Annotated in this window: 15 protein-coding genes and 1 pseudogene; 11 read left to right on the top strand and 5 right to left on the bottom strand. The window is 59.2% G+C overall.

Annotation, left to right across the window (positions count from 1 at the left end):
• Positions 1-61 precede the first annotated feature (61 nt).
• Together CDOO_RS13060 and CDOO_RS13055 are read left to right on the top strand one after the other, a co-directional pair.
• Positions 62-799 (top strand): hypothetical protein, encoded by a 738-nt coding sequence (locus tag CDOO_RS13060; RefSeq protein ID WP_039746709.1) that lies wholly within the window; start codon positions 62-64, stop codon positions 797-799.
• Positions 800-1,072: 273 nt separating this feature from the next.
• Positions 1,073-1,831, top strand: coding sequence for a YfbU family protein (locus CDOO_RS13055; protein ID WP_018022965.1), 759 nt, complete (start codon positions 1,073-1,075; stop codon positions 1,829-1,831).
• A gap of 270 nt (positions 1,832-2,101) precedes the next feature.
• Here CDOO_RS13055 and CDOO_RS13050 read toward each other — a convergent pair whose 3' ends face one another.
• Positions 2,102-2,740, bottom strand: a complete 639-nt coding sequence (locus tag CDOO_RS13050; protein WP_211209015.1) for an EamA family transporter — start codon at positions 2,738-2,740, stop codon at positions 2,102-2,104.
• Between the two features lie 188 nt (positions 2,741-2,928).
• Between CDOO_RS13050 and CDOO_RS13745 the strand changes: the two genes are divergently transcribed.
• The gene (locus CDOO_RS13745; RefSeq protein ID WP_342668867.1) at positions 2,929-3,534 is read left to right on the top strand and encodes a TetR/AcrR family transcriptional regulator; all 606 of its coding nucleotides are present in this window, start codon (positions 2,929-2,931) and stop codon (positions 3,532-3,534) included.
• 105 nt (positions 3,535-3,639) lie between these two features.
• On the opposite strand, the gene CDOO_RS13045 is transcribed toward CDOO_RS13745, so the two are convergent.
• Complete coding sequence (locus CDOO_RS13045) at positions 3,640-4,065, bottom strand: hypothetical protein (protein ID WP_018022963.1); 426 nt, start codon at positions 4,063-4,065, stop codon at positions 3,640-3,642.
• Positions 4,066-4,078: 13 nt separating this feature from the next.
• The gene (locus CDOO_RS13740; RefSeq protein ID WP_081610405.1) at positions 4,079-4,426 is read right to left on the bottom strand and encodes a PadR family transcriptional regulator; all 348 of its coding nucleotides are present in this window, start codon (positions 4,424-4,426) and stop codon (positions 4,079-4,081) included.
• Positions 4,427-4,657: 231 nt separating this feature from the next.
• Between CDOO_RS13740 and CDOO_RS13035 the strand changes: the two genes are divergently transcribed.
• The 7 genes and pseudogenes from CDOO_RS13035 to CDOO_RS14215 form a co-directional block, all read left to right on the top strand.
• Complete coding sequence (locus CDOO_RS13035) at positions 4,658-5,257, top strand: recombinase family protein (protein WP_039746715.1); 600 nt, start codon at positions 4,658-4,660, stop codon at positions 5,255-5,257.
• Between the two features lie 130 nt (positions 5,258-5,387).
• Entirely contained in the window at positions 5,388-5,975 is a 588-nt protein-coding gene (locus tag CDOO_RS13030) for a recombinase family protein (RefSeq protein ID WP_026159499.1), read from the top strand.
• A 386-nt stretch (positions 5,976-6,361) separates the two neighbouring features.
• Entirely contained in the window at positions 6,362-8,329 is a 1,968-nt protein-coding gene (locus CDOO_RS13025; protein WP_018022959.1) for a type I restriction-modification system subunit M, read from the top strand.
• Positions 8,326-9,555, top strand: a complete 1,230-nt coding sequence (locus tag CDOO_RS13735; protein WP_218916337.1) for a restriction endonuclease subunit S — start codon at positions 8,326-8,328, stop codon at positions 9,553-9,555. Before CDOO_RS13025 ends, CDOO_RS13735 begins: the two co-directional genes overlap by 4 nt.
• Before the next feature lie 60 nt (positions 9,556-9,615).
• Complete coding sequence (locus tag CDOO_RS13015; protein WP_018022957.1) at positions 9,616-10,176, top strand: hypothetical protein; 561 nt, start codon at positions 9,616-9,618, stop codon at positions 10,174-10,176.
• A gap of 12 nt (positions 10,177-10,188) precedes the next feature.
• Positions 10,189-13,434 carry a type I restriction endonuclease subunit R gene (locus CDOO_RS13010; protein ID WP_018022956.1) on the top strand — a complete coding sequence of 1,082 codons (3,246 nt, stop codon included), beginning with the start codon at positions 10,189-10,191 and terminating at the stop codon, positions 13,432-13,434.
• 901 nt (positions 13,435-14,335) lie between these two features.
• Positions 14,336-14,691: pseudogene (locus CDOO_RS14215) on the top strand (transposase); the annotation flags it as partial.
• Between the two features lie 111 nt (positions 14,692-14,802).
• On the opposite strand, the gene CDOO_RS13000 reads toward CDOO_RS14215, so the two are convergent.
• A complete protein-coding gene (locus CDOO_RS13000) occupies positions 14,803-15,549 on the bottom strand; it encodes an ATP-binding protein (protein ID WP_018023087.1) in 747 nt (248 codons plus the stop codon).
• Positions 15,546-17,108 carry an IS21 family transposase gene (gene istA, locus CDOO_RS12995; protein ID WP_038573144.1) on the bottom strand — a complete coding sequence of 521 codons (1,563 nt, stop codon included), beginning with the start codon at positions 17,106-17,108 and terminating at the stop codon, positions 15,546-15,548. Before istA ends, CDOO_RS13000 begins: the two co-directional genes overlap by 4 nt.
• Between istA and CDOO_RS12990 the strand changes: the two genes are divergently transcribed.
• Positions 17,008-18,114, top strand: coding sequence for an IS3 family transposase (locus CDOO_RS12990; RefSeq protein ID WP_156111867.1), 1,107 nt, complete (start codon positions 17,008-17,010; stop codon positions 18,112-18,114). The two genes, istA and CDOO_RS12990, sit on opposite strands and share 101 nt — an antisense overlap.
• Positions 18,115-18,121 lie beyond the last annotated feature (7 nt).

The following is an 18,121-nucleotide window of genomic DNA, read 5'->3' as shown; positions in this document are numbered from 1 at the left end:
ACCTACAAGGGCCGTTCTTTCAGCTAGCCCCTCCCGGGCACCCCTCGCTCAATGCTACGAAATGACTAAAGTGGACAACCGCCAGATAATTATTGACCATCTCGGGGCAGCCCGTATCGAGCCCTATCTCAGATCCGCGAAGGACAACCGAAAGAAGTCGCTCGCGCTGTACAATTGGAGCGCGACGATGGCCTCAGCTATCCATACCGACTTGGGGATTACCGAAGTCCTCCTGCGCAACGCTATGGACCAAAAGCTCCAAGACTGGAATGATGAACAGTCCCACGTCCACGCTGGAGACTCTTGGCTCCTCTATCCTCCAGCGCGTCCACTCCAAGGCCTCGTCCATAACTTTAGGACAACAGCAGTCGATCGGGCGGAAAAGGATGCCGACAACCGGTCACCCAGCCATCCACGGCATGGACAAGGAATCTGCCACGACGATGCCCTAGCTAACACTACGTTTGGCCTATGGAAGCACGTCCTACCCAACCATAAATGGGATGCAAACCCGTCAAATCAGGACAACCAGAACCGTATGAGAATCTGGGACGAAGGCCTAAAAAAGGCCTTCCCCTACATAGACGATCCCACGGGTAGGGACACCTACAAACGGGTGAGCCGACTTTACGGTCTCCGCAATCGGGTATCCCACATGGACAGCATCCTTGGCCAAGACATCGGATCACTAGCCGAAGATGCCTTTGCCTTAGTAGGTGCCATCCACCCCAGCCTCCAGGAGTGGCTTACCTCTACGAGCACAGTTGGTCAGATCCTCAAACAGCGGCCGGAGATATAAAAAGGGCCTACGGGCGATGTTATTCCCGTAGACCCTTTTTCAATGATTTAGCAAGACACCTTGGCGTAGCCAAGTTCCTACTTTCTCTAGGCATGACCCTACGGCAAATCGCGGTCCTGGAAGCGATCGGGTAGCTGCCAGCCGGGGCGCGGCCGGCCAAAATCAAGGGCCCAACGGGGTACACCAGCGACTATATGCGCTTCGTAATACTATCTGCTATTATGTATTACAGTATTTCCCCTCACCCTTTTGGGGTGTACAGAAAAGGTACCCATGAAAGCCATCACCGTTCGACTGCCTGACGATCTCCGCGAGCTCCTGGGCTACGCAGCTGCAAGCCGACACCAGACCCAAAGTGACTATCTCCGTGGCGTCATTGAAGCCCACCTCGACCAAACCCATATCGGACGCCCTCCGCGTGACAACACCGGCGACATCACCCTCACCCTCGTCGAACGTCAAACTCTGGCCCTGGCACACTTGACCCTGCTTGCCTCAATGGGCGATCTCCCGCCCGACCGCTACGACAAAGATAATTCCCTCCGAGCTGTCGAAGTTCTCGAACGGGGATACGCGGGCGAGTACCCTCAACTCTTCCCTCAGGAGGAAGAGGGACTGAGCTATCACGAAAGCAAGATCGTGTGGGACATCTTGGACATGTTCCGAGTGATCTCATCGAGCGTGAGCCACCTCGGGGAAGGAGGATGGGACCAGATCCCGGTTTTGAACGCCCAGCATCTGGGAACCTTCCAAGGATTCGACTACCAGATTGACGTGGAGGGAAAAATGGCCGAGTACGTCGACTACCTCGTCAGGACTAGTCGTTGGGCGGAACAGCAACAGGCCGTGGATCATGGACTTAACTCTCACAGTCAGATGCTGCCCACCTACCTGTCTATGCTCGCCGTTTTCAAACCACTGTGGCGCAACAAGGTCTCCCACGGAACCTCCCGCCTCACTCTCAGCGCCAAGGAGCTGGCCGACATCCTGTTAGCGGCGCCTGGAGCCGAGCGAACAGGCAAGAAGCTTTAGGTTCATTCTCCACCGCACGCGCCGACGGCCCATTCTGTGGCGACCGTTCGCGCTGTACACCCCAAGCGAACACTTTGTGAATGACAGGATTTCCTGTTCGCTAGGGTTGGTTCCATTGTGAATGTGAGAGCTATATGGCGTGACTTTCTTGCCTTTCTGTGGCGCGCTCCGCAGCTGTCGCCCCGGAGAAGGCACGGGACGTGCGCCCCTCCTGTCAAGCATTCACGACGCCCTCGGCCCAGCAGTACCAGGAGATCGACATCAGCACCATCACACGGCACTCATCACGGAACCGAGGGTGATCAGAACGACTCCACAGATACTGCGTGCGGTCAGAGGCTCTTTCAACAGCCACGCCGCTGCAATCACACCGAAGACCACATTCATTGTTCGAGCGGTTGCGATCATCGATGGTGGCGCGAGATTCATCGCCACGAGAATGACGAGGTAGCTCGCCGGCACCAGGAGCGTGATGGGTACCGCCGCCCGCCATGAAGCGACGACAGCTGCACGGAACTCGCCACGCCGACGGAACAGCAGCCCCGTCAGGAGGACGAACTGCGCCAACGATGACAGCGCAATGTAGGAGGTGAGGTTCACATTGAGCACATCTATCGAGTACGCATCCCATAAGGTGTACAGCGCGGTGCACACTGCCACTCCCATGCCGGCCCACACCCCACGAGGTCTCGCCAGCTCCCGAATGCTGATCCCACCTACTAGGAAAACCCCAACCAGCACCACTGGCAAAGCGATCGACGGAAGTGCCCCGGGTAGTCCGATCCATGGCACAGAAATAAGTGTGACCATAACCGGAGCAAGCCCGCGAGAGACCGGATATACAAGTACGAGGTCAGAGACCGCGTACACCTTCTGAAGCACCACGGCATACAAGGTGTGCAGCGCCATGCTCACGAGAGCTGCCCACCAGGCAGGGCCAAGCCCCTCATACAGTGAGCCCCAGAGCAGAACGCAGCACATCACCGGGGTTCCCAGTGCACTGTATACCCAGATGAACATCGTATCCGCAGTTCCAGAGCGCTTCACCAGAGCATTCCACAGCCCGTGTGACACGGCTCCCACACACACGAGCGTGAATGCTATTCCTAGGCTCATCATGTAGACAGTGTCTACCAGATGTGCAGACGGTGTCTACATCCGGCATCCTGGAGTACATGGCAACACAGCTAGAACAGAAGCTCATTGCTGCAGGGCGTGATCTCCTTGAGGCTAGGGGAATCGGGGCAGTAACCATCCGTGAGGTCGCACGCCGTTGTGGAGTGTCACATGGGGCACCTCGTCGACACTTTCCCAGTCTGGAGGAACTGCTGGCGGCAATTGCGGAGCAATACTTCCACGAACTGCGCGAATCCATGTCAGAGGCAGGGGACAGGATTGTCGATACCGCAAAAGCCTACGTTGAATTCGCGGTTCAGCACCCTAACGCGTTTGAGCTCATCACGCGGCACGACCTACTTGATGGAAGCGGTCGTGAGCTCCGGTCCACATCCCTGTCGTTGCTGACGGACTGGCAGGAACAATGTCAACGCCAGCATCCTGACTCGACCCCCGTGCATGCGCTGTCTTTGTGGGCAAGCATCCACGGCGTGGCAGTCCTCACATCACGTAGGGCGCTAGACCTGGTCGGTGCTGACCCCTATGAACTAGTCGATGAGATCACGCGAAGGTCTGGAGTCTTCTGACGCCGTCCTCTACTATCACCCCGCGGGCAGTGCCCGGAAAGTGTTCTAGGCCGCAGCCCGTCGTAGAACGTGCCTTTTCCCCAGGTGAAATAGGATAAGCAACCCTCAGTCCGGGGACTCAACCGACCGTACTCCGGAATCTTGAAGCTGCTGCTTGTATGCACGCGGCAGTCTGTTGTCGAAGTATGCGCCCGGGATGCAGCCGATTGCCAGAAGGACGAGTAGCGCGATCAGGCCGGCGAACTGCTCCAGTACAGGGGTAGTGATCCCGAACCACTGGGGCCAGATCCCATAAATGACCATGCAGACCACCCCAAACAGTCCGAACACGCCAAGGGCTTTCTGTCCCGGTGTGCGCTTGCGCGGCCCAGAGAACTGGGCGGCGTAGTCTTCCGGGGATCCGAACTCTTCGGCAGGGCTGTTCCCTGTATCCGTGACAGCTTCATCGACGGTGTGCAGAACATCGGCGACCGCCTTTTCTGTGCATCCGCGGCGGCGAAGTTGGTGTGCGAGGTCATGGTGGTAGCTCATTGTGCTGTGCTCCTTAGTTGGGGTTCGTGGTGTTCGGCGCGGTGACCGTGGCGGTGAGGATGTCGCGGACTCCTGACCACTGGGCTTGCAGGTGCCGGTAGTGATCTACGCCCTCATCGGTGATAGTGAGGATCTTCCGGGCCGGACCGGTTTCCGGGGTTTGCCAGTGACTGGTGATGTAGCCGGCGTCCTGCAGTTTGCTTAGGTGCGGGTACACGGTTGTTCCCCGTGCAGAGATGCCTGCGGCGTGGAGCTTCTCGACGAGACCGTAGCCGTGGCCCGGCTCATCAATAAGCAAGCGAAGCAATAGCAGTGGCAGCGCTGGACGTAACCAATCACCGAAGCTCGTAGTCTCTGACATGATTACACCGTATAGAAGAGTAGTCTCTGTAGCAACTAGATGCTTGCTCGACTTACGAGACACGTGACTAGAAGTCTCAAAAGACTTAAGTTTTACAAGACACGTAGACCGAGCGTGACGGGATCCGTAGCTCCTGCGGGAATAGACACGAAATCTGTCTCGTTAACCTGTCTTTCCGAAAAGTGTCTCGACGTCTTCAGTGCCGGGGTTTAGTGAGGCATGATGGAGGGCATGAGACTGTTGGGCTACACCCGGGTATCCACCGTCGGCCAGGATCCGACACTTCAACATGACGCCTTGCACACCGCCGGGGTTCAGGACCGTGATGTCTTCAGCGATGTCACCTCTGGAGCAAAGAACGCCACCGAGCGTCCCGGAATGAAGAAGCTCCTCGCCTATGCCCAGCCCGGGGACACGGTAGTGGTGTGGCGCATCGACCGACTGGGCCGGTCCCTGCTCGACGTACTCAACACCGTGAATCTGCTGCGCGAACGAGACGTGAAGATCAAGTCCGTCTCCGACGGGATCGACCCGGAAACCTCCTCGGGTCGGTTGATGCTCGGGTTGCTGGGCACCCTGGCCGAGTACGAACGAGAACTGATCACAGAACGCGTCAACGCCGGCATCGCCGCAGCGAAAGCCCAGGGCACCCGCTTCGGCCGACCACCTGTAGATCCAGAGGTGGTCGACCGCAAGCTCGCCATCGTCGCCGAGGAAAGAGCTAAAGGCCGCAGTGCCGAAGACGCCGCGAGCATGGTTGGCTGGTCGAGGGCAACACTGTACCGGCATCTACAGGGTGCTAAACGACGACTGTCAGCACAGCCGGGCTGATACGTCGAAGAAGAGCGCACGCCACAGAGTGGCCAAGAATCCACGCCGTATAGCGATCACATTCACAGGTTCCATGACTAACGGAACAGAACCGTCACTACCTCTAGAGATCACTGAACAGCTAGGCGTGATCTCGGGGCAGAAGGTGGGCTATGCCCGGGTGAGTTCGAAAGATCAGAATCTTGAGCGCCAGATTGAGCAACTCAAGGCGGAGAAGGTCTTTACTTACTACACCGATAAGGCCAGCGGTGGATCGCGTGAGCGTCCTGGTCTTGATGAGGCGATGCGGTATGTCCGCGCGGGGGATCAGCTCGTGGTCACGTCGATGGATCGGTGCGCGCGCTCCCTAACGGATTTATATGCCATTGTTGACGAGCTAGTTAGCAAAGGGGTGTCGGTGAAGTTCCTCAAGGAGGGACAGATCTACTCGAAGGATTCCACTCCGATCGCCAAGCTGATGCTAGGGCTGCTGGGCTCGGTGGCAGAATTTGAACGCTCCATTATTCGAGAGCGCCAAGCAGAGGGAATCACCCGTGCAAAGGAACGTGGTGTGTACAAGGGGCGAGCTCGCGCGCTCACTGATGAGCAGGTCTCTCAGGCACGCGCGTGGGTGGATGCTGGCGTGCCGAAAGCAGAAGTTGCGCGACGTCTGAAGGTGGGGCGAACCACGTTGTACAGCTATCTCGGTGCGGCCGAGGGTAAATCTGCGCAGGGTTGAACTGCGGAAATAGAGAACAGCCCATTTCAGAGGGTTCTCCACGGTCGTCGTGAGGGTAAATCTGCGCACGCTTAGTGAGAGATCATGGAAGTGGAGCAGGAGAAGTGGTCTGCCGCGCGAATCGGAGATTCACTTGCCTCCTAAGCGGTCAGGAAGCGATTGGCGATGGTAATTCTGAGCAGGGTTGACCGGCAGGAATGCAGAACCTGCATATTCAAGTGGAGTGCCTTTCTTCTGACCGTGTGAAGTGCCCCACATGCAGCAACAACCCGCTCTCCCCGGCCACGACATGTACCTCTGATATAGGCGGTGTGTCGCAAACCTACGCATGGGGGCATATAGGCTGGTAAGGACAGTAAAACCACCCCGTCCAGGAGCATCGCACCGTGTCCCCCACCCAGGAACAAATCACTAACGCCCGCAGCGCCATCGCCGACGCGGTGTGGAACACCGCCGACCGCTATCTGCGCAGCGTGGTGGAGCCGGAAGAATACGGCGACTACATCATCCCGTTCGCCGTCTTGCGCCGTATCGAGTGCATGTTGGACTCTCGCAAAGCCGACTTCCTCGACCTCTACGCAGGACTCAAGAAACAGTACGACGGTGTGCCGGACGAGCGGATCGTCTCCCTGCATGCCCGAACCAAACTCGGCCTGCACTTCTACAACACGTCCAAGCTGAGCCTGGATGCTATCGCCAAAACCGATGACAACGTGGACGAAGCGCTGAACACGTATCTTGGCCACTTCTCCCCTAACCTGCGCGACATCTGGGACAGCTTCAAATTCACCGAAAAAATAGCTACATTGGCCCGCGCCCAGCGCCTGTACGGTGTGGTCGGCCACTTCGCCAAGCTCGACATGCACCCGGACAATCTGCCCGATACCGCCATGGGCGACATGTTCGAGGACGTGATGTACCGCGCGTTCAACACCAAGGGTAAGTCCGCCGGTGCTTTCTATACCCCGCGTGACGCTATCGCTCTCATGGTCGGGGTGCTGTTCTCCTCCGATGATGATGGACTGGCAGGGGATGCGCCGGCTCGCACCGTCTACGACCCGTGCGCGGGTACTGGCGGTATGTTGCTCGTGGCCAAAAACGAGTTGAAAGAACTCAACCGCAACATTCAGGTCTCCCTGCATGGCCAGGAACTGATGGAGTTCGCCTACGGTATCGGTAAGGCTGACCTGATTATGCAGGGCAACAACCCTGAGTCCATCCAGTTCGGCAACACCTTGACTAACGACCGGTTTGAGGATCAGACCTTCGACTACATCCTCACCAACCCGCCCTACGGCTCCGACTGGTCTGATGACTACAAAGTCGTGGCCACGGAAGCAACCGTCGAGGGCTCGAGGTTTAGCCACGGTCTGCCCGCGAAGTCCGACGGACAGATGCTGTTTTTGTCGCACGTTGCCCACAAGCTGACCCCTGCCCATGGTGAGACCGCGGGAGGCCGCGCCGGTATCGTTCTCAACGGCTCGCCGCTGTTTACTGGCGCGCCGGAGTCTGGCCCTGATTCAATCCGTGCGTGGTTGCTCAGGGAGGATTTGGTGGATGCGATTGTCGCGCTGCCGACCAGCATCTTCTACGGCACGGGTATTGCTACCTACATTTGGATTCTGGACACTAATAAGGAGCCTCGCCGCCGGGGCAAGATTCAGCTCATTAACGGTGCGAACACCTGGTCACCGATGCGTAAAGGCATGGGTGATAAACGCCGCGAACTTAGTCCGACTGATCGGGAGGTGCTGATTCGTGAGTACGCAGAGTTTCAGGAGTCGGAGCTATCGAAGATTGTCACCGCCGATGATCTTGGGTTTAAGGACGTGCCTGTTTACCGCCAGGAACGGTTCATCACGGTCAATTCTCCGGAGGCGGTGGAGCGCGTACGTGCTCACAAGTCGTTCGTTGACGCGCACGCGGGCATCATGGCCGAGGTGGACGGCGCGGTGTGGAATAAGCTCCCTGACTTGCTCAAAACCAAGGCCAAGATCAAAGGCGTGAAGATGCCGGTGGGTCTGTTATCGGAGATTATGCAGGCTCTGGCCGTCCATGATGACAATGCACCTGCTGCGATCGATCACAAGGGGCAGCCGGTGTCGGTGGCCGGGTGGAAGATGACCGAGCGCGTGCCACTGACCGAGGACGTGGACGAGCATATGGCCAAAGAGGTGGTGCCGTTTGCGCCGGATGTGACGTGGGATGTGGACAAGGCTAAGACGGGCTATGAGATTCCGTTCACACGCCTGTTTTACGTGCCGGAGGAGGTTCGTCCGCTGGCGGAGATTGACGCAGATGTACAGCGTGTGATGGGTGAGCTGGCGGAAATGTTCGCGGAGGTGAAGAAGTGAGCAATGTATCCAGCGTCGTTCACAACGAGCTCAAGAGGGTTTTCACAACTGAATGGCCGGTTTCCCGTTTTGGGACCCATTTCTTCCCCTCCAACGAACGAAACGGCGAAACCCCGGTTGGAGTGCCGCTGTCAGTATCCGAGCACAGGGGTGTAGTCCCTAGGGACAATTCCGATGGTGGACAACAAGTCTCTGTGGACGTGTCCAACTACCGCGTGGTACGTCCCGGCCAATTAGCCGCGAACATGATGTGGCTGAACTTTGGCGGTCTGGGAGTTTCGCAGCACTTAGGGTATATCAGCCCTGCATACATGGCATTTGATCTGGACGAAGTCATCTGGCCAGCATTTGCGCATTACCTGCTACGAAGCCGACCATACATTTCTGCCTTTGCTGCCCTAGGCACAGGTGTCCGCCCCAATTCCCAAATGGTCAACTTCACGCTCCTCAGCGCTCTTCCAGTGCCCCTTCCGCCGTTGGCTACGCAGCGTGCTATCGCTGATTACCTCGATCGTGAGACGGGCGAAATTGATGCCATGCTAGCCAAGCTGGAGGGGTTGGTGGGGCTGTTGAAGGAGCGGCGAAAGACACAAATTATTAATTTGCTTTCCCACAGCTCTTACTCCACCAAAACTGCCCGGGTGGGTGTGGTGTGTGACATTATCCGCCGAGGAATGTCCCCCACCTATGCGGATGACGGTGTGGCTGTAATCAATCAAAAGTGCATAAGACCCGGTGGCTGGATTGACCTGCAATATATCAAATACCACTCGGACCGAGACAAGACACCAGCTCCTGAACTGTTCGTTCAAACTGGAGATATCCTGGTTTGCTCAACAGGCGATGGGACCCTCGGACGCTCCGCAATATGGCGTGATGCTCCCGCGCAAGTGATTTTCGACAGCCATGTGACGATTGTTCGTCCGTTTTCATCAAGAGTCGTTCCTACTTACCTCGCCGCGGTTATTGCTGCAAACGAGTCAGAGTTCATCCGTCTCAGTCATGGAAGCACGAAACAAACTGAATTGGCGCGAGACACGGTGTCGGAAACCACGCTCCCTCTCCCACCTCTTGACGAGCAGGAACGTATCGTCGCCCACCTGGACGAATCAACCGCTCGGATCGACCGTATGATTGCCAAAGCTCATCAGCTTCGCGATCTGCTCACCGAACGCCGCTCCGCCCTCATTACCGCCGCCGTCACCGGACAGATCGAGATTGGTTAGCCCATGATGTGCGTATGGATCTGGCTTAAGGCAGAATTTTCCGAAAATCTATTGGGCTGGGTGACACTCCTCGTCGCCGTTGTGGCAGCGCTTGTTGCCTATGGTCAACTCAAGGCCATGCGAGAGCAAACTCAATCTTCCATCAGGCCGATGATGGGCGCGTTACTCAAACCAGGAAGGTATATCAACGAGCCCATTCGCGTCAGCATTAACAATTTTGGCCAGTCAATTGCCTACGACGTTTCACTTGAGTTTGACCCTCCACTCCCCGAGCCGAACATCACCAAACTTAATGAGCGTGGGCGTCTGACCAGAAAAGGAACAAAGGAAGGCAAAGAGGTCACCATTCACTACAGGGAAAGTCCTATCGCGCTGCTGAACAAGTTCCTACTCAACCAAACGGTTGACACCTGGCCGCCCTACTACGAAGTTGGGTTCGATTACTGGGTCGCTCGCAAGGATCCCGACCTCGGAGAGTCCGCCGAGGGAATCCCCGCTAACACCAAGCTCAAAATCAACTATAGGGACAGAGATAACAAATGGTACAGCGATGACTTTGCGCTCCGTCCCCAGCTTTTGGCTGGTATCAACTTTCATACCGACGGCACCCGCACCGACTAAGGACGTCCCGCCATGAACACCGCCAACGAATACCCATTTGAAACCGCCATCTGCTTATCCCTCGCCGACTCCGGCTACCTGTATGAGGACGGCGTCCGCGACACCGACTTCGACACCGAACTCGCCCTTTACCCAACCGACGTATTCCATTGGCTCGAAACCCAATACCCCGACGAGTACGCCAAAGTCTGCCCCGCCACTGACACAGCCGTCGCTACTACCGCCAAACAGCGGGCGTTGCTCACACAGCTGTCCAAGCAGCTGTCCAAACAGCCCAAGCGCGACCACACCCGCGGCGGCAGCATCGGCGGACTGCTTAGTGTGCTCCGTTATGGCTTTACCGTCTTATCCGACACTCACGGCAAAGTCACCTTCCCCGGCATGGCCGAGTTTCCGCCCGCCAACCCACTGCTCACCACCGTCGCTGAACGGGCACGCGCCAACCGGTTCCGCGTCATCCGCCAAGTCCACTTCGACACCCGCGCGGGCAACAACGAGACCATTGACCTTGTGATTCTGCTCAACGGTATCCCGGTGGCAACAGTAGAGCTTAAGACGGACAACACGCAGACCATCGAGGACGCTATCGCTCAGTACAAGCGCGACCGCGTCCCTTCCAAGCACCGCCCATTACTTAGCCCTGGCCGCTGCCTGGTGCACTTTGCTGTGTCCAATTCCGAGGTCCGTATGGCCACCGTTCTTGCCGGTACGAACACTGTGTTCTTGCCGTTCAACCAGGGCAACGGCGAACGGGCCGGCAACCCGCCGTGCGCGGACGGGTCTGAGACGTCTTACCTATGGCGCGACGTGCTCACCCCTGCCAGTCTGCTCCAAATCATCCAGACCTACGCCATGTGGCAGCCAACCAACAGTGGCGGCTACCTTGTGTTCCCACGCTTCCACCAGCGTCGCGCTGTGGAAAAAGTCATTGGGGATATTGAAACCAAAGGCCAGGGTGGTCGTTACCTGATTCAGCACTCGGCGGGTTCGGGTAAAACCAAGACGATTGCCTGGCTTGCCCACCGCCTGATCCGACACCACACCGGCGAGGACAAGACGTTCGACTCGGTCATTGTCATCTCCGACCGGCAGGTGCTGGATCGCAACCTGGCTGAGGAGATTGCGTTGCTGCCAGCCTCCCGCGGCATGGTGGTGGCCGTGTCGAACAAGGGAGGGGCTAAGTCCGAGCAACTGGGCGCGGCATTGGCTGAGGGCGGACACATCATTACCTGTACGGTGCAGACCTTCCCGTTCGTGGTGGCGCAGGCCGAGTCGATGAACCTAGCCGAGCGAAAGTGGTGCGTGATCGTGGATGAGGCGCACTCCTCGCAGCACGGTAATGCGTCGCAGAAACTGCGTGAATTGCTCGCCACCTCCACTGGTATGTCCCCCGATGAGGTGGACGAATCGGGCGCGGACGATATGGATGTAGCCGAGGAAGCACACGTCGCCGGGGTGCAGGTGTCGGTGGCTGACCAGCTTAACCAGAAGATCGCCGTGGCCGATGATGCGGTTGCCCGTGCGGGCAATGTCACGTTTGTGGCGTTTACCGCCACCCCGAAGGCTAAGACCCTGCGCGTGTTCGGCACTCGTACCGAGACGGGCGGTTTTGTGGCGTTTGATCACTACACGATGGCGCAGGCGATTGAAGAGGGATTTATTCTCGACGTGCTGGCCAACTACACCACCTATAGCAATTATGTGCGCCTGGCCGGTGATGTCGAGCGTGATGAGACTGTGGATAAGTCCCGGGTGGTGGGAGAGATTGTCCGTTACGCCAAGCAGCACCCCACCAACATCGCGCAAAAGGTGGCGGTGGTGGTCAACCACTTTCAAACCAACGTTGCGCACCTGCTGGGTGGTCAGGCGCGCGCGATGGTGGTTACCGATTCGCGCCAGTCCGCGTTCCACTGGGCCAACGAGATGACTAAGTACCTGGCCAAGCATGAGCTCGCCGATAAGTTTTCGGCGTTGGTGGCGTTCTCCGGCTCCCTGGAGGTGGACGCACCCAGGCGTGGGAAGGCCTTGCCGGGCATGACGACGGAGGAGATCGCGGAGCTGGACGCGGACTACGACCGTGACCTTAAAGCCCGCGAGGGCAGGTTCACAGCGGATGGGACGGTCACAGAATCCAGCTATAACGGCGTGACCGACACAGAGACCGCGTTCAAGGCCGAAGACGGCTCCTATCGAGTGCTCATTGTCGCCAGCAAGTTCCAGACCGGTTTTAACGAGCCACGGCTGGTGGCCATGTACGTCGATAAGAAACTCTCCGGTGTGGCCACGGTGCAGACCCTGTCTCGTCTCAACCGCATCCACCCGGGTAAAGGCTCGCCGATGGTAGTGGATTTCGCCAATGACGCGGATAAAGTGCTGGCGGATTTTCAGCGGTTCTACACGTTTGCCTCCCTTCCCACAGACGTGGACCCGACGGCACTGCTGGAGGTGTCAGAGCGGCTGGATTCAGCGGGAATCTTCACTCCTGCTGACCTAGACGCGGTAGCACTGGCTGTAGAGGGTGACACGGACGGAAGTAGCGGCCACGAGATGCTGCGCGCCCTGATCGCGCCGATGGTCACCGCGTGGAACGACGGAATACGCCAAGCACGTCTGTCCGGCGATGACGAGGAAAAACAGCGACTGCTGGCCTTCCGCACCGACCTGCGTACCTACTCCAAGGCGTGGGAGTTTCTCTCGCAGATCATCAACTTCCACGACCCTGATATGCGCAAACGAGCAATCCTGGCCACCTACCTGTTCCGCAATCTACGGGTGGGGCTCGTCGATATTGTGGATGTCTCGGACGTGGACATCATCGGCGTGGCTGTTGCCCCAGACGACAAGGAAAAGAACTTAGGACTCACGCAAGGCGACGGCGAGTTAGATGTGCCCGTCTTAGGAGGTGGCACCACTGCTGCGACCTCCGCCGTGGGCATCGCCTTCAACGAGGCTGTGGATGAGGCTAATGCGATCTTGACCGCTGCAGGTGTGCCGGTGAGTAATCAGGCTGCCCGCGGGTTCATCATGCAGCTGTGGGGCTCGCTTGCTCCAAATGATCAGGTGGTGAAGATGGCTGCGGAGAACACGGCCACGCAATTGGAGCATGCCCCTGCGTTCGAGGATGCATTGTTGCTGGCGCTGACGGAGGCGATGGCTGCGTCGAGGGACATGCACGATCTGTTCTTGGGGGATGCGGTGAGTATGGCTAAGCTCAAGCGGGCACTGGCGCAGCTGGTGGTACGGGGTAAGGAGCAGTAGAAGAGGATAGGGACATGACTTCTGAGTTTTAGTCTGAGCTCAAGAGCGTCTGCACTGGATCGACAATCAACACTGAGGATTCATACATTGATGCCTCCTGCACACACTGCTTCGTCGGCGTCTTCTCCGGTGGATGCGTGTGCCGCGTCGCGTTCAAATAGGTCGATGAGTTCGGGGATGACACCGAAGCAGCGAAAGGAGATCAGACCAGAATCGTTGGGCGTGGGACTTCTCTGTGTGGCGTTTGTTTGTGGTCGTCCACTCGTCGATCCGGGGTCGCCAGTGGACGACAAACGAGTGGAGCTGGGGACGTATATGGCCCTGGTCAATGGCGGCAGGAGATGAGTTCAGCACTTCTCTTACTCTGCGATGGCGCTTCCGGTTAGTACCGCGTTTTCTTACGAGAAGCATGCCTCCGTGTGGATGCCATCGAACCGCTTGGAGAAATACCCGAACGCATTTCCATACGTAGCGAAGCCAGCGGAAAATGTGGCGGAGATCCTCTAGGTCAAGCTGAGTAAAAATATCCATGCGCGCACCCTGGCACCGCTATCGAATTGTTCAGAGAGGTTGCGCACCACTCCACCGAGACGAGGCTAGGCCGCCGAGGTAGGAGGAATAACAGCTAAGAAGTACGACCAGGCCCCTAGCCAGACGTGCGCCGCCTCTCCACGACTGCTGTACTTAAAATTGGCGACTATCCCCCGATGAGCCGCCGCTTCGTTCCGGCCCCTCCACAGTCGCCCCGCAAAGAGACGCAAAACTAATAAATCCAAGGTACATTTGCAGTAAACTGTCAATCAGTGCCGTTGTCGCGGTGGCCCGGTGTTGGGTCTGCTGCATGGATAGGTGACATCTGATCTGGCTTGCCTGGGAAGGCCGGCCTGGAAGGATGATCGTCATGACCAAGCCCTATCCCCAGGAGTTCCGCGACGATGTCGTGCGCGTCGCGAGAAACCGTGAGCCCGGAGTGACGATCGAGCAGATCGCGAAAGACTTCGGGGTCCACCCGATGACGCTCACGAAGTGGATGCGCCGCGCCGAGAGTGACGAGGGCACCACGCCCGGCCAGTCACGGACCGAGGCGGCGCAGATCCGCGAGCTGAAGAAGCGCAACCGGCTCCTCGAGCAGGAGAACGAGGTGCTGCGGCGTGCGGCGGCGTATCTGTCGCAGGCGAACCTGCCGTCAAAAGGTTCTACCCGCTCGTGACAGAGCTCGCCGCCGCAGGGATCCCTGTGACGGTGACGTGTCGGGTGAGTATTCGTAGGTGTGAAGGCCACCCGATCGTGTGGTTGGGGGCCAGCGATATTGCCTGCGGGGGCCGGCAGCCGTCGTGATGGGGGCCACCGGCGTCCGCAGGACAATTCCTACTGGCTCATGGTGACGTGCTCGCGCATGTTGTGGGTGCCGGTGTCGACCCAGATCGTGTTATGCACGATCCGGTCCATGATCGCATCGGCATGCACCCCGGATCCGAGCCTTTGATGCCAGTCTTTTTTCGCGTACTGGGTGCAGAACACCGTCGACGCGGAGTCGTAGCGGCGTTCCAGTAGTTCCAGCAGCATGCTGCGCATGGCCTCATCCGGGTGATCCAGCAGCCACTCGTCGATAACCAGGACGGTGAATGCGGCGTACTTCTTGAGGAACTTCGTCGTCCCCTGGGGTTTGTCGCGTGCGGTGGCCCAGGCTTCCTCCAGATCCGGCATTCGGATGTAGTGCGCCCGGTACCGGTGCTGGCAGGCCTGCTTCGCCAGCGCGCACCCCAGATAGGATTTCCCTGACCCGGTGAACCCCTGGAACACGACATTCTGGTGGCGCTCGATGAACCCGCAGGTCGCCAAGGTAGCCAGCAGGTTGCGATTCAGTCCTCGTTGCTCGACCAGGTCGATCCGACGCAGATCAGCTGCCGGGTAGCGCAGGCCGGCCCGGCGGATCAGCCCGTCGACCTTGCCGTGGGTGAAGGTGGCATACGCCTCATCGACGATCAGGTGCAGCCGTTCCTCGAATCCCATCCCCAGGACGAGGTTCTCGTCTTCGGCGTCGATGGCCTCCAGCAGGGCGGTCGCGCCCATGTCGCGGAGTTTGCGTGTGGTTTCCATGTCGATGCCGCTCATTTCACGTCTCCTGCGTAGTAGTCGGCGCCGCGGACGAATCCGCCTTCCTCGACCGGTTCCTCCCGTGGTGGGCGTTGCCGGGTGGCCTGGTCCTGCCCGGTGGCCAGGATCGGGTGCAGGTGCACGTACCGCGGGGACCGGACATGCCCGGCCAGCGCCAGCCTGCAGGCGTCCTCGACCCGCTCGGCGGAATACCGCCGCGTCAACCGCAACACCGCCAGGGCGGCATTCAGGCCCTGCTCGTCGACGGCCACCGATTCGAAGATCCGGTTGACCACCACCGTCGCGGACGGGCCGACCCGGCCTGCCCACTCCCGCACGCGCGGGGCGTCCCACGGTTGGTAGCGCTCCCCGGCGGGTAGATCAGCGTCGTTGGTGCGGTACTGATTGGCTGATCCCTCGGGAAACAGCAGGTGGCTGCTCACCCTTTGCTGGCCGGAGTAGATCTGCAGGACACGGTCGGTGATCCGCAGATCTACGCTTGTGCCGATATGGGTGACTGGCACCGAGTAGAAATTCTTCTCCCACACCACGTGCCCGTTGCGCCCGACCCTCCGGCCGTAGACCCACCGGCTGATCTCATAGGCGACCTGCGGAAGCCCGGTCAGCAGGGGTTGTTCCTCGGTGGTGAACACACTGGCCCGGGAGCCGTCCCGCTTCTGGAAAGGCTCGGCGTTGTAGGCCGCGACCTGTGCGGTGACCGCGGCCGTCAGCTCCGGCAGGGATGTGAACTGCTGGTCGCGTAGCCGGGCGATGACCCGCATCGCGACATGCCACACGGTGTTTTCCACGCTCGGCTTGTCCTTCGCTTTGCGTACCCGGCCCGGCAGCACCGCGGCCGAGTAGTGTGCGGCCATCTCGCGGTAGGCGTCGTTGAGGACGATCTCACCGTCGCGGGGATGGGTGATCACCCCGGTTTTGAGGTTGTCGGGCACGATCCGCGGTACCGATCCGCCGAAGGCGGTGAACATCGCGACATGGGCCCGCAGCCAGGACTCCTGCGTCATGTCCAGACTCGGGTAGACAAACGAGTAGCGGCTAAAGGGCAGGCACCCGACGAACAGGTACACCGGCCTCGGGGTACTACTGATCGGGTCAAGCAGGGTCATCGTCGGCCCGGACCAGTCGACCTCGACGCTCTGGGCGGCCTTGTGTCCCACCCTCGACGCTGCTCCCGTGACCAGGACGTGGCGCTGGTAGGTCCGGCAGAACCGGTCGTAGCCCATCGCCGGCGCTCCGGTGGCGACGCATTCATCGGTGTACTCGCCGTGCAGCAGCTTCAGGGTCACGCCGACCCTGGCGAGTTCCCGGTGGATTTTCTCCCAGTCCGGTTGGGCGAACACGCTGTGGTGCTGTCCCCGGCCCGGGAACAGCAGGTCATAGACCTCGTCCTCGGGACGCTCGGCGACATCATCCCAGCTCACACCCGCGGTGTCGGCGGCTTCCAGTACCGCGGTGATGCTTTTTCGGGACATGCCCTGCGACGCGGCGATCGTGCGTCCGGACAGGCCCTCGGAGCGTAGCTGCAGTATCAGCTTCGCTCTGATCTTTCGTACCATTGGCTTGCTCCTTCCGCCGTGTGCCCTATACACACGGCGGGAGGAGCGTAAGCGTGGTGGCCCCCGACCGCACCACGAGTGGCCCCGACGCCTACGAACCCGTCCTCAGCCTGCCGGCCCCCGGACACGCGACCGGTGGACCCCAGTAAAGCGAATATTCAGTCGGGTGCTCAAGCTCTCCCGCCAGCCCTACTACCGGTGGCTGGCTGACCCCGTCACCCCGAACGAGGTGGTCGAGGCGTATCGCGCGAACGCGCTGTTCGACGCCCACAAGGATGACCCCGAGTTTGGGCACCGCCTCCTCGCCGACGAAGCACGCGATGTGGGTGAGCCGATGGCCGACCGGACCGCGTGGCGGATCACCTCGAGCAATGGCTGGTGGTCCGTGTTCGGGAAGAAACGGGCCAAGAACGGGAAGAATCCTGGTCCGCCCGCCCATGACGATCTCTGCGCCGTGGTCGATGAGCATGGTCGTACCCGGCATGTGTTCGCTGCGACGCGGGCGAATGAACTCTGGCTCGTGGACATCACGGAACACGGAACCGCGGAAGGCAAGCTCTACTGCTGTGCGATCAAAGACGCCTTCAGCCGGCGCATCGTCGGGTACTCCATCGACTCCAGGATGAAGTCCCGCCTGGCTGTCCAAGCACTTGAGAACGCGGTCCAGATGCGCGGTGACGTCGTCGGTTGCGTGGTCCATTCGGACAGAGGATCTCAGTTTCGAAGCCGGAAGTTCCTGCGTGCTCTGGCCGGCCACGACATGGTCGGTTCTATGGGCAGGGTGGGTTCGAGCGGCGACAATGCTGCGATGGAATCGTTCTTCTCTCTCCTGCAGAAGAACGTCCTTGATCGGGGTTCCTGGATCACGCGTGAGCAACTGAGGATCGCGATCGTGACCTGGATCGAGAGGACCTATCACCGCCGACGACGGCAGGCCCGTCTGGGACGTTTGACCCCGATCGAATTCGAGGCCATCATGACCAAGGACGTCGCCCTCGCGGCGTGACTAACAA

This window comes from Corynebacterium doosanense CAU 212 = DSM 45436 (genome assembly GCF_000767055.1).
Classification (GTDB): Bacteria; Actinomycetota; Actinomycetes; order Mycobacteriales; family Mycobacteriaceae; genus Corynebacterium; species Corynebacterium doosanense.
This window is presented reverse-complemented; position numbering and strand designations above follow the sequence as displayed.

Coding starts and splice junctions, on each gene's coding strand:
- CDOO_RS13060 (WP_039746709.1), top strand. CDS start 62: ATGACTAAAGTGGACAACCGCCAGATAATTATTGACCATCTCGGGGCA.
- CDOO_RS13055 (WP_018022965.1), top strand. CDS start 1,073: ATGAAAGCCATCACCGTTCGACTGCCTGACGATCTCCGCGAGCTCCTG.
- CDOO_RS13050 (WP_211209015.1), bottom strand. CDS start 2,740: ATGGCGCTGCACACCTTGTATGCCGTGGTGCTTCAGAAGGTGTACGCG.
- CDOO_RS13745 (WP_342668867.1), top strand. CDS start 2,929: ATGCTATTCCTAGGCTCATCATGTAGACAGTGTCTACCAGATGTGCAG.
- CDOO_RS13045 (WP_018022963.1), bottom strand. CDS start 4,065: ATGAGCTACCACCATGACCTCGCACACCAACTTCGCCGCCGCGGATGC.
- CDOO_RS13740 (WP_081610405.1), bottom strand. CDS start 4,426: ATGTCAGAGACTACGAGCTTCGGTGATTGGTTACGTCCAGCGCTGCCA.
- CDOO_RS13035 (WP_039746715.1), top strand. CDS start 4,658: ATGAGACTGTTGGGCTACACCCGGGTATCCACCGTCGGCCAGGATCCG.
- CDOO_RS13010 (WP_018022956.1), top strand. CDS start 10,189: ATGAACACCGCCAACGAATACCCATTTGAAACCGCCATCTGCTTATCC.
- CDOO_RS13000 (WP_018023087.1), bottom strand. CDS start 15,549: ATGAGCGGCATCGACATGGAAACCACACGCAAACTCCGCGACATGGGC.
- CDOO_RS12990 (WP_156111867.1), top strand. CDS start 17,008: ATGCTTTTTCGGGACATGCCCTGCGACGCGGCGATCGTGCGTCCGGAC.
- istA (WP_038573144.1), bottom strand. CDS start 17,108: ATGGTACGAAAGATCAGAGCGAAGCTGATACTGCAGCTACGCTCCGAG.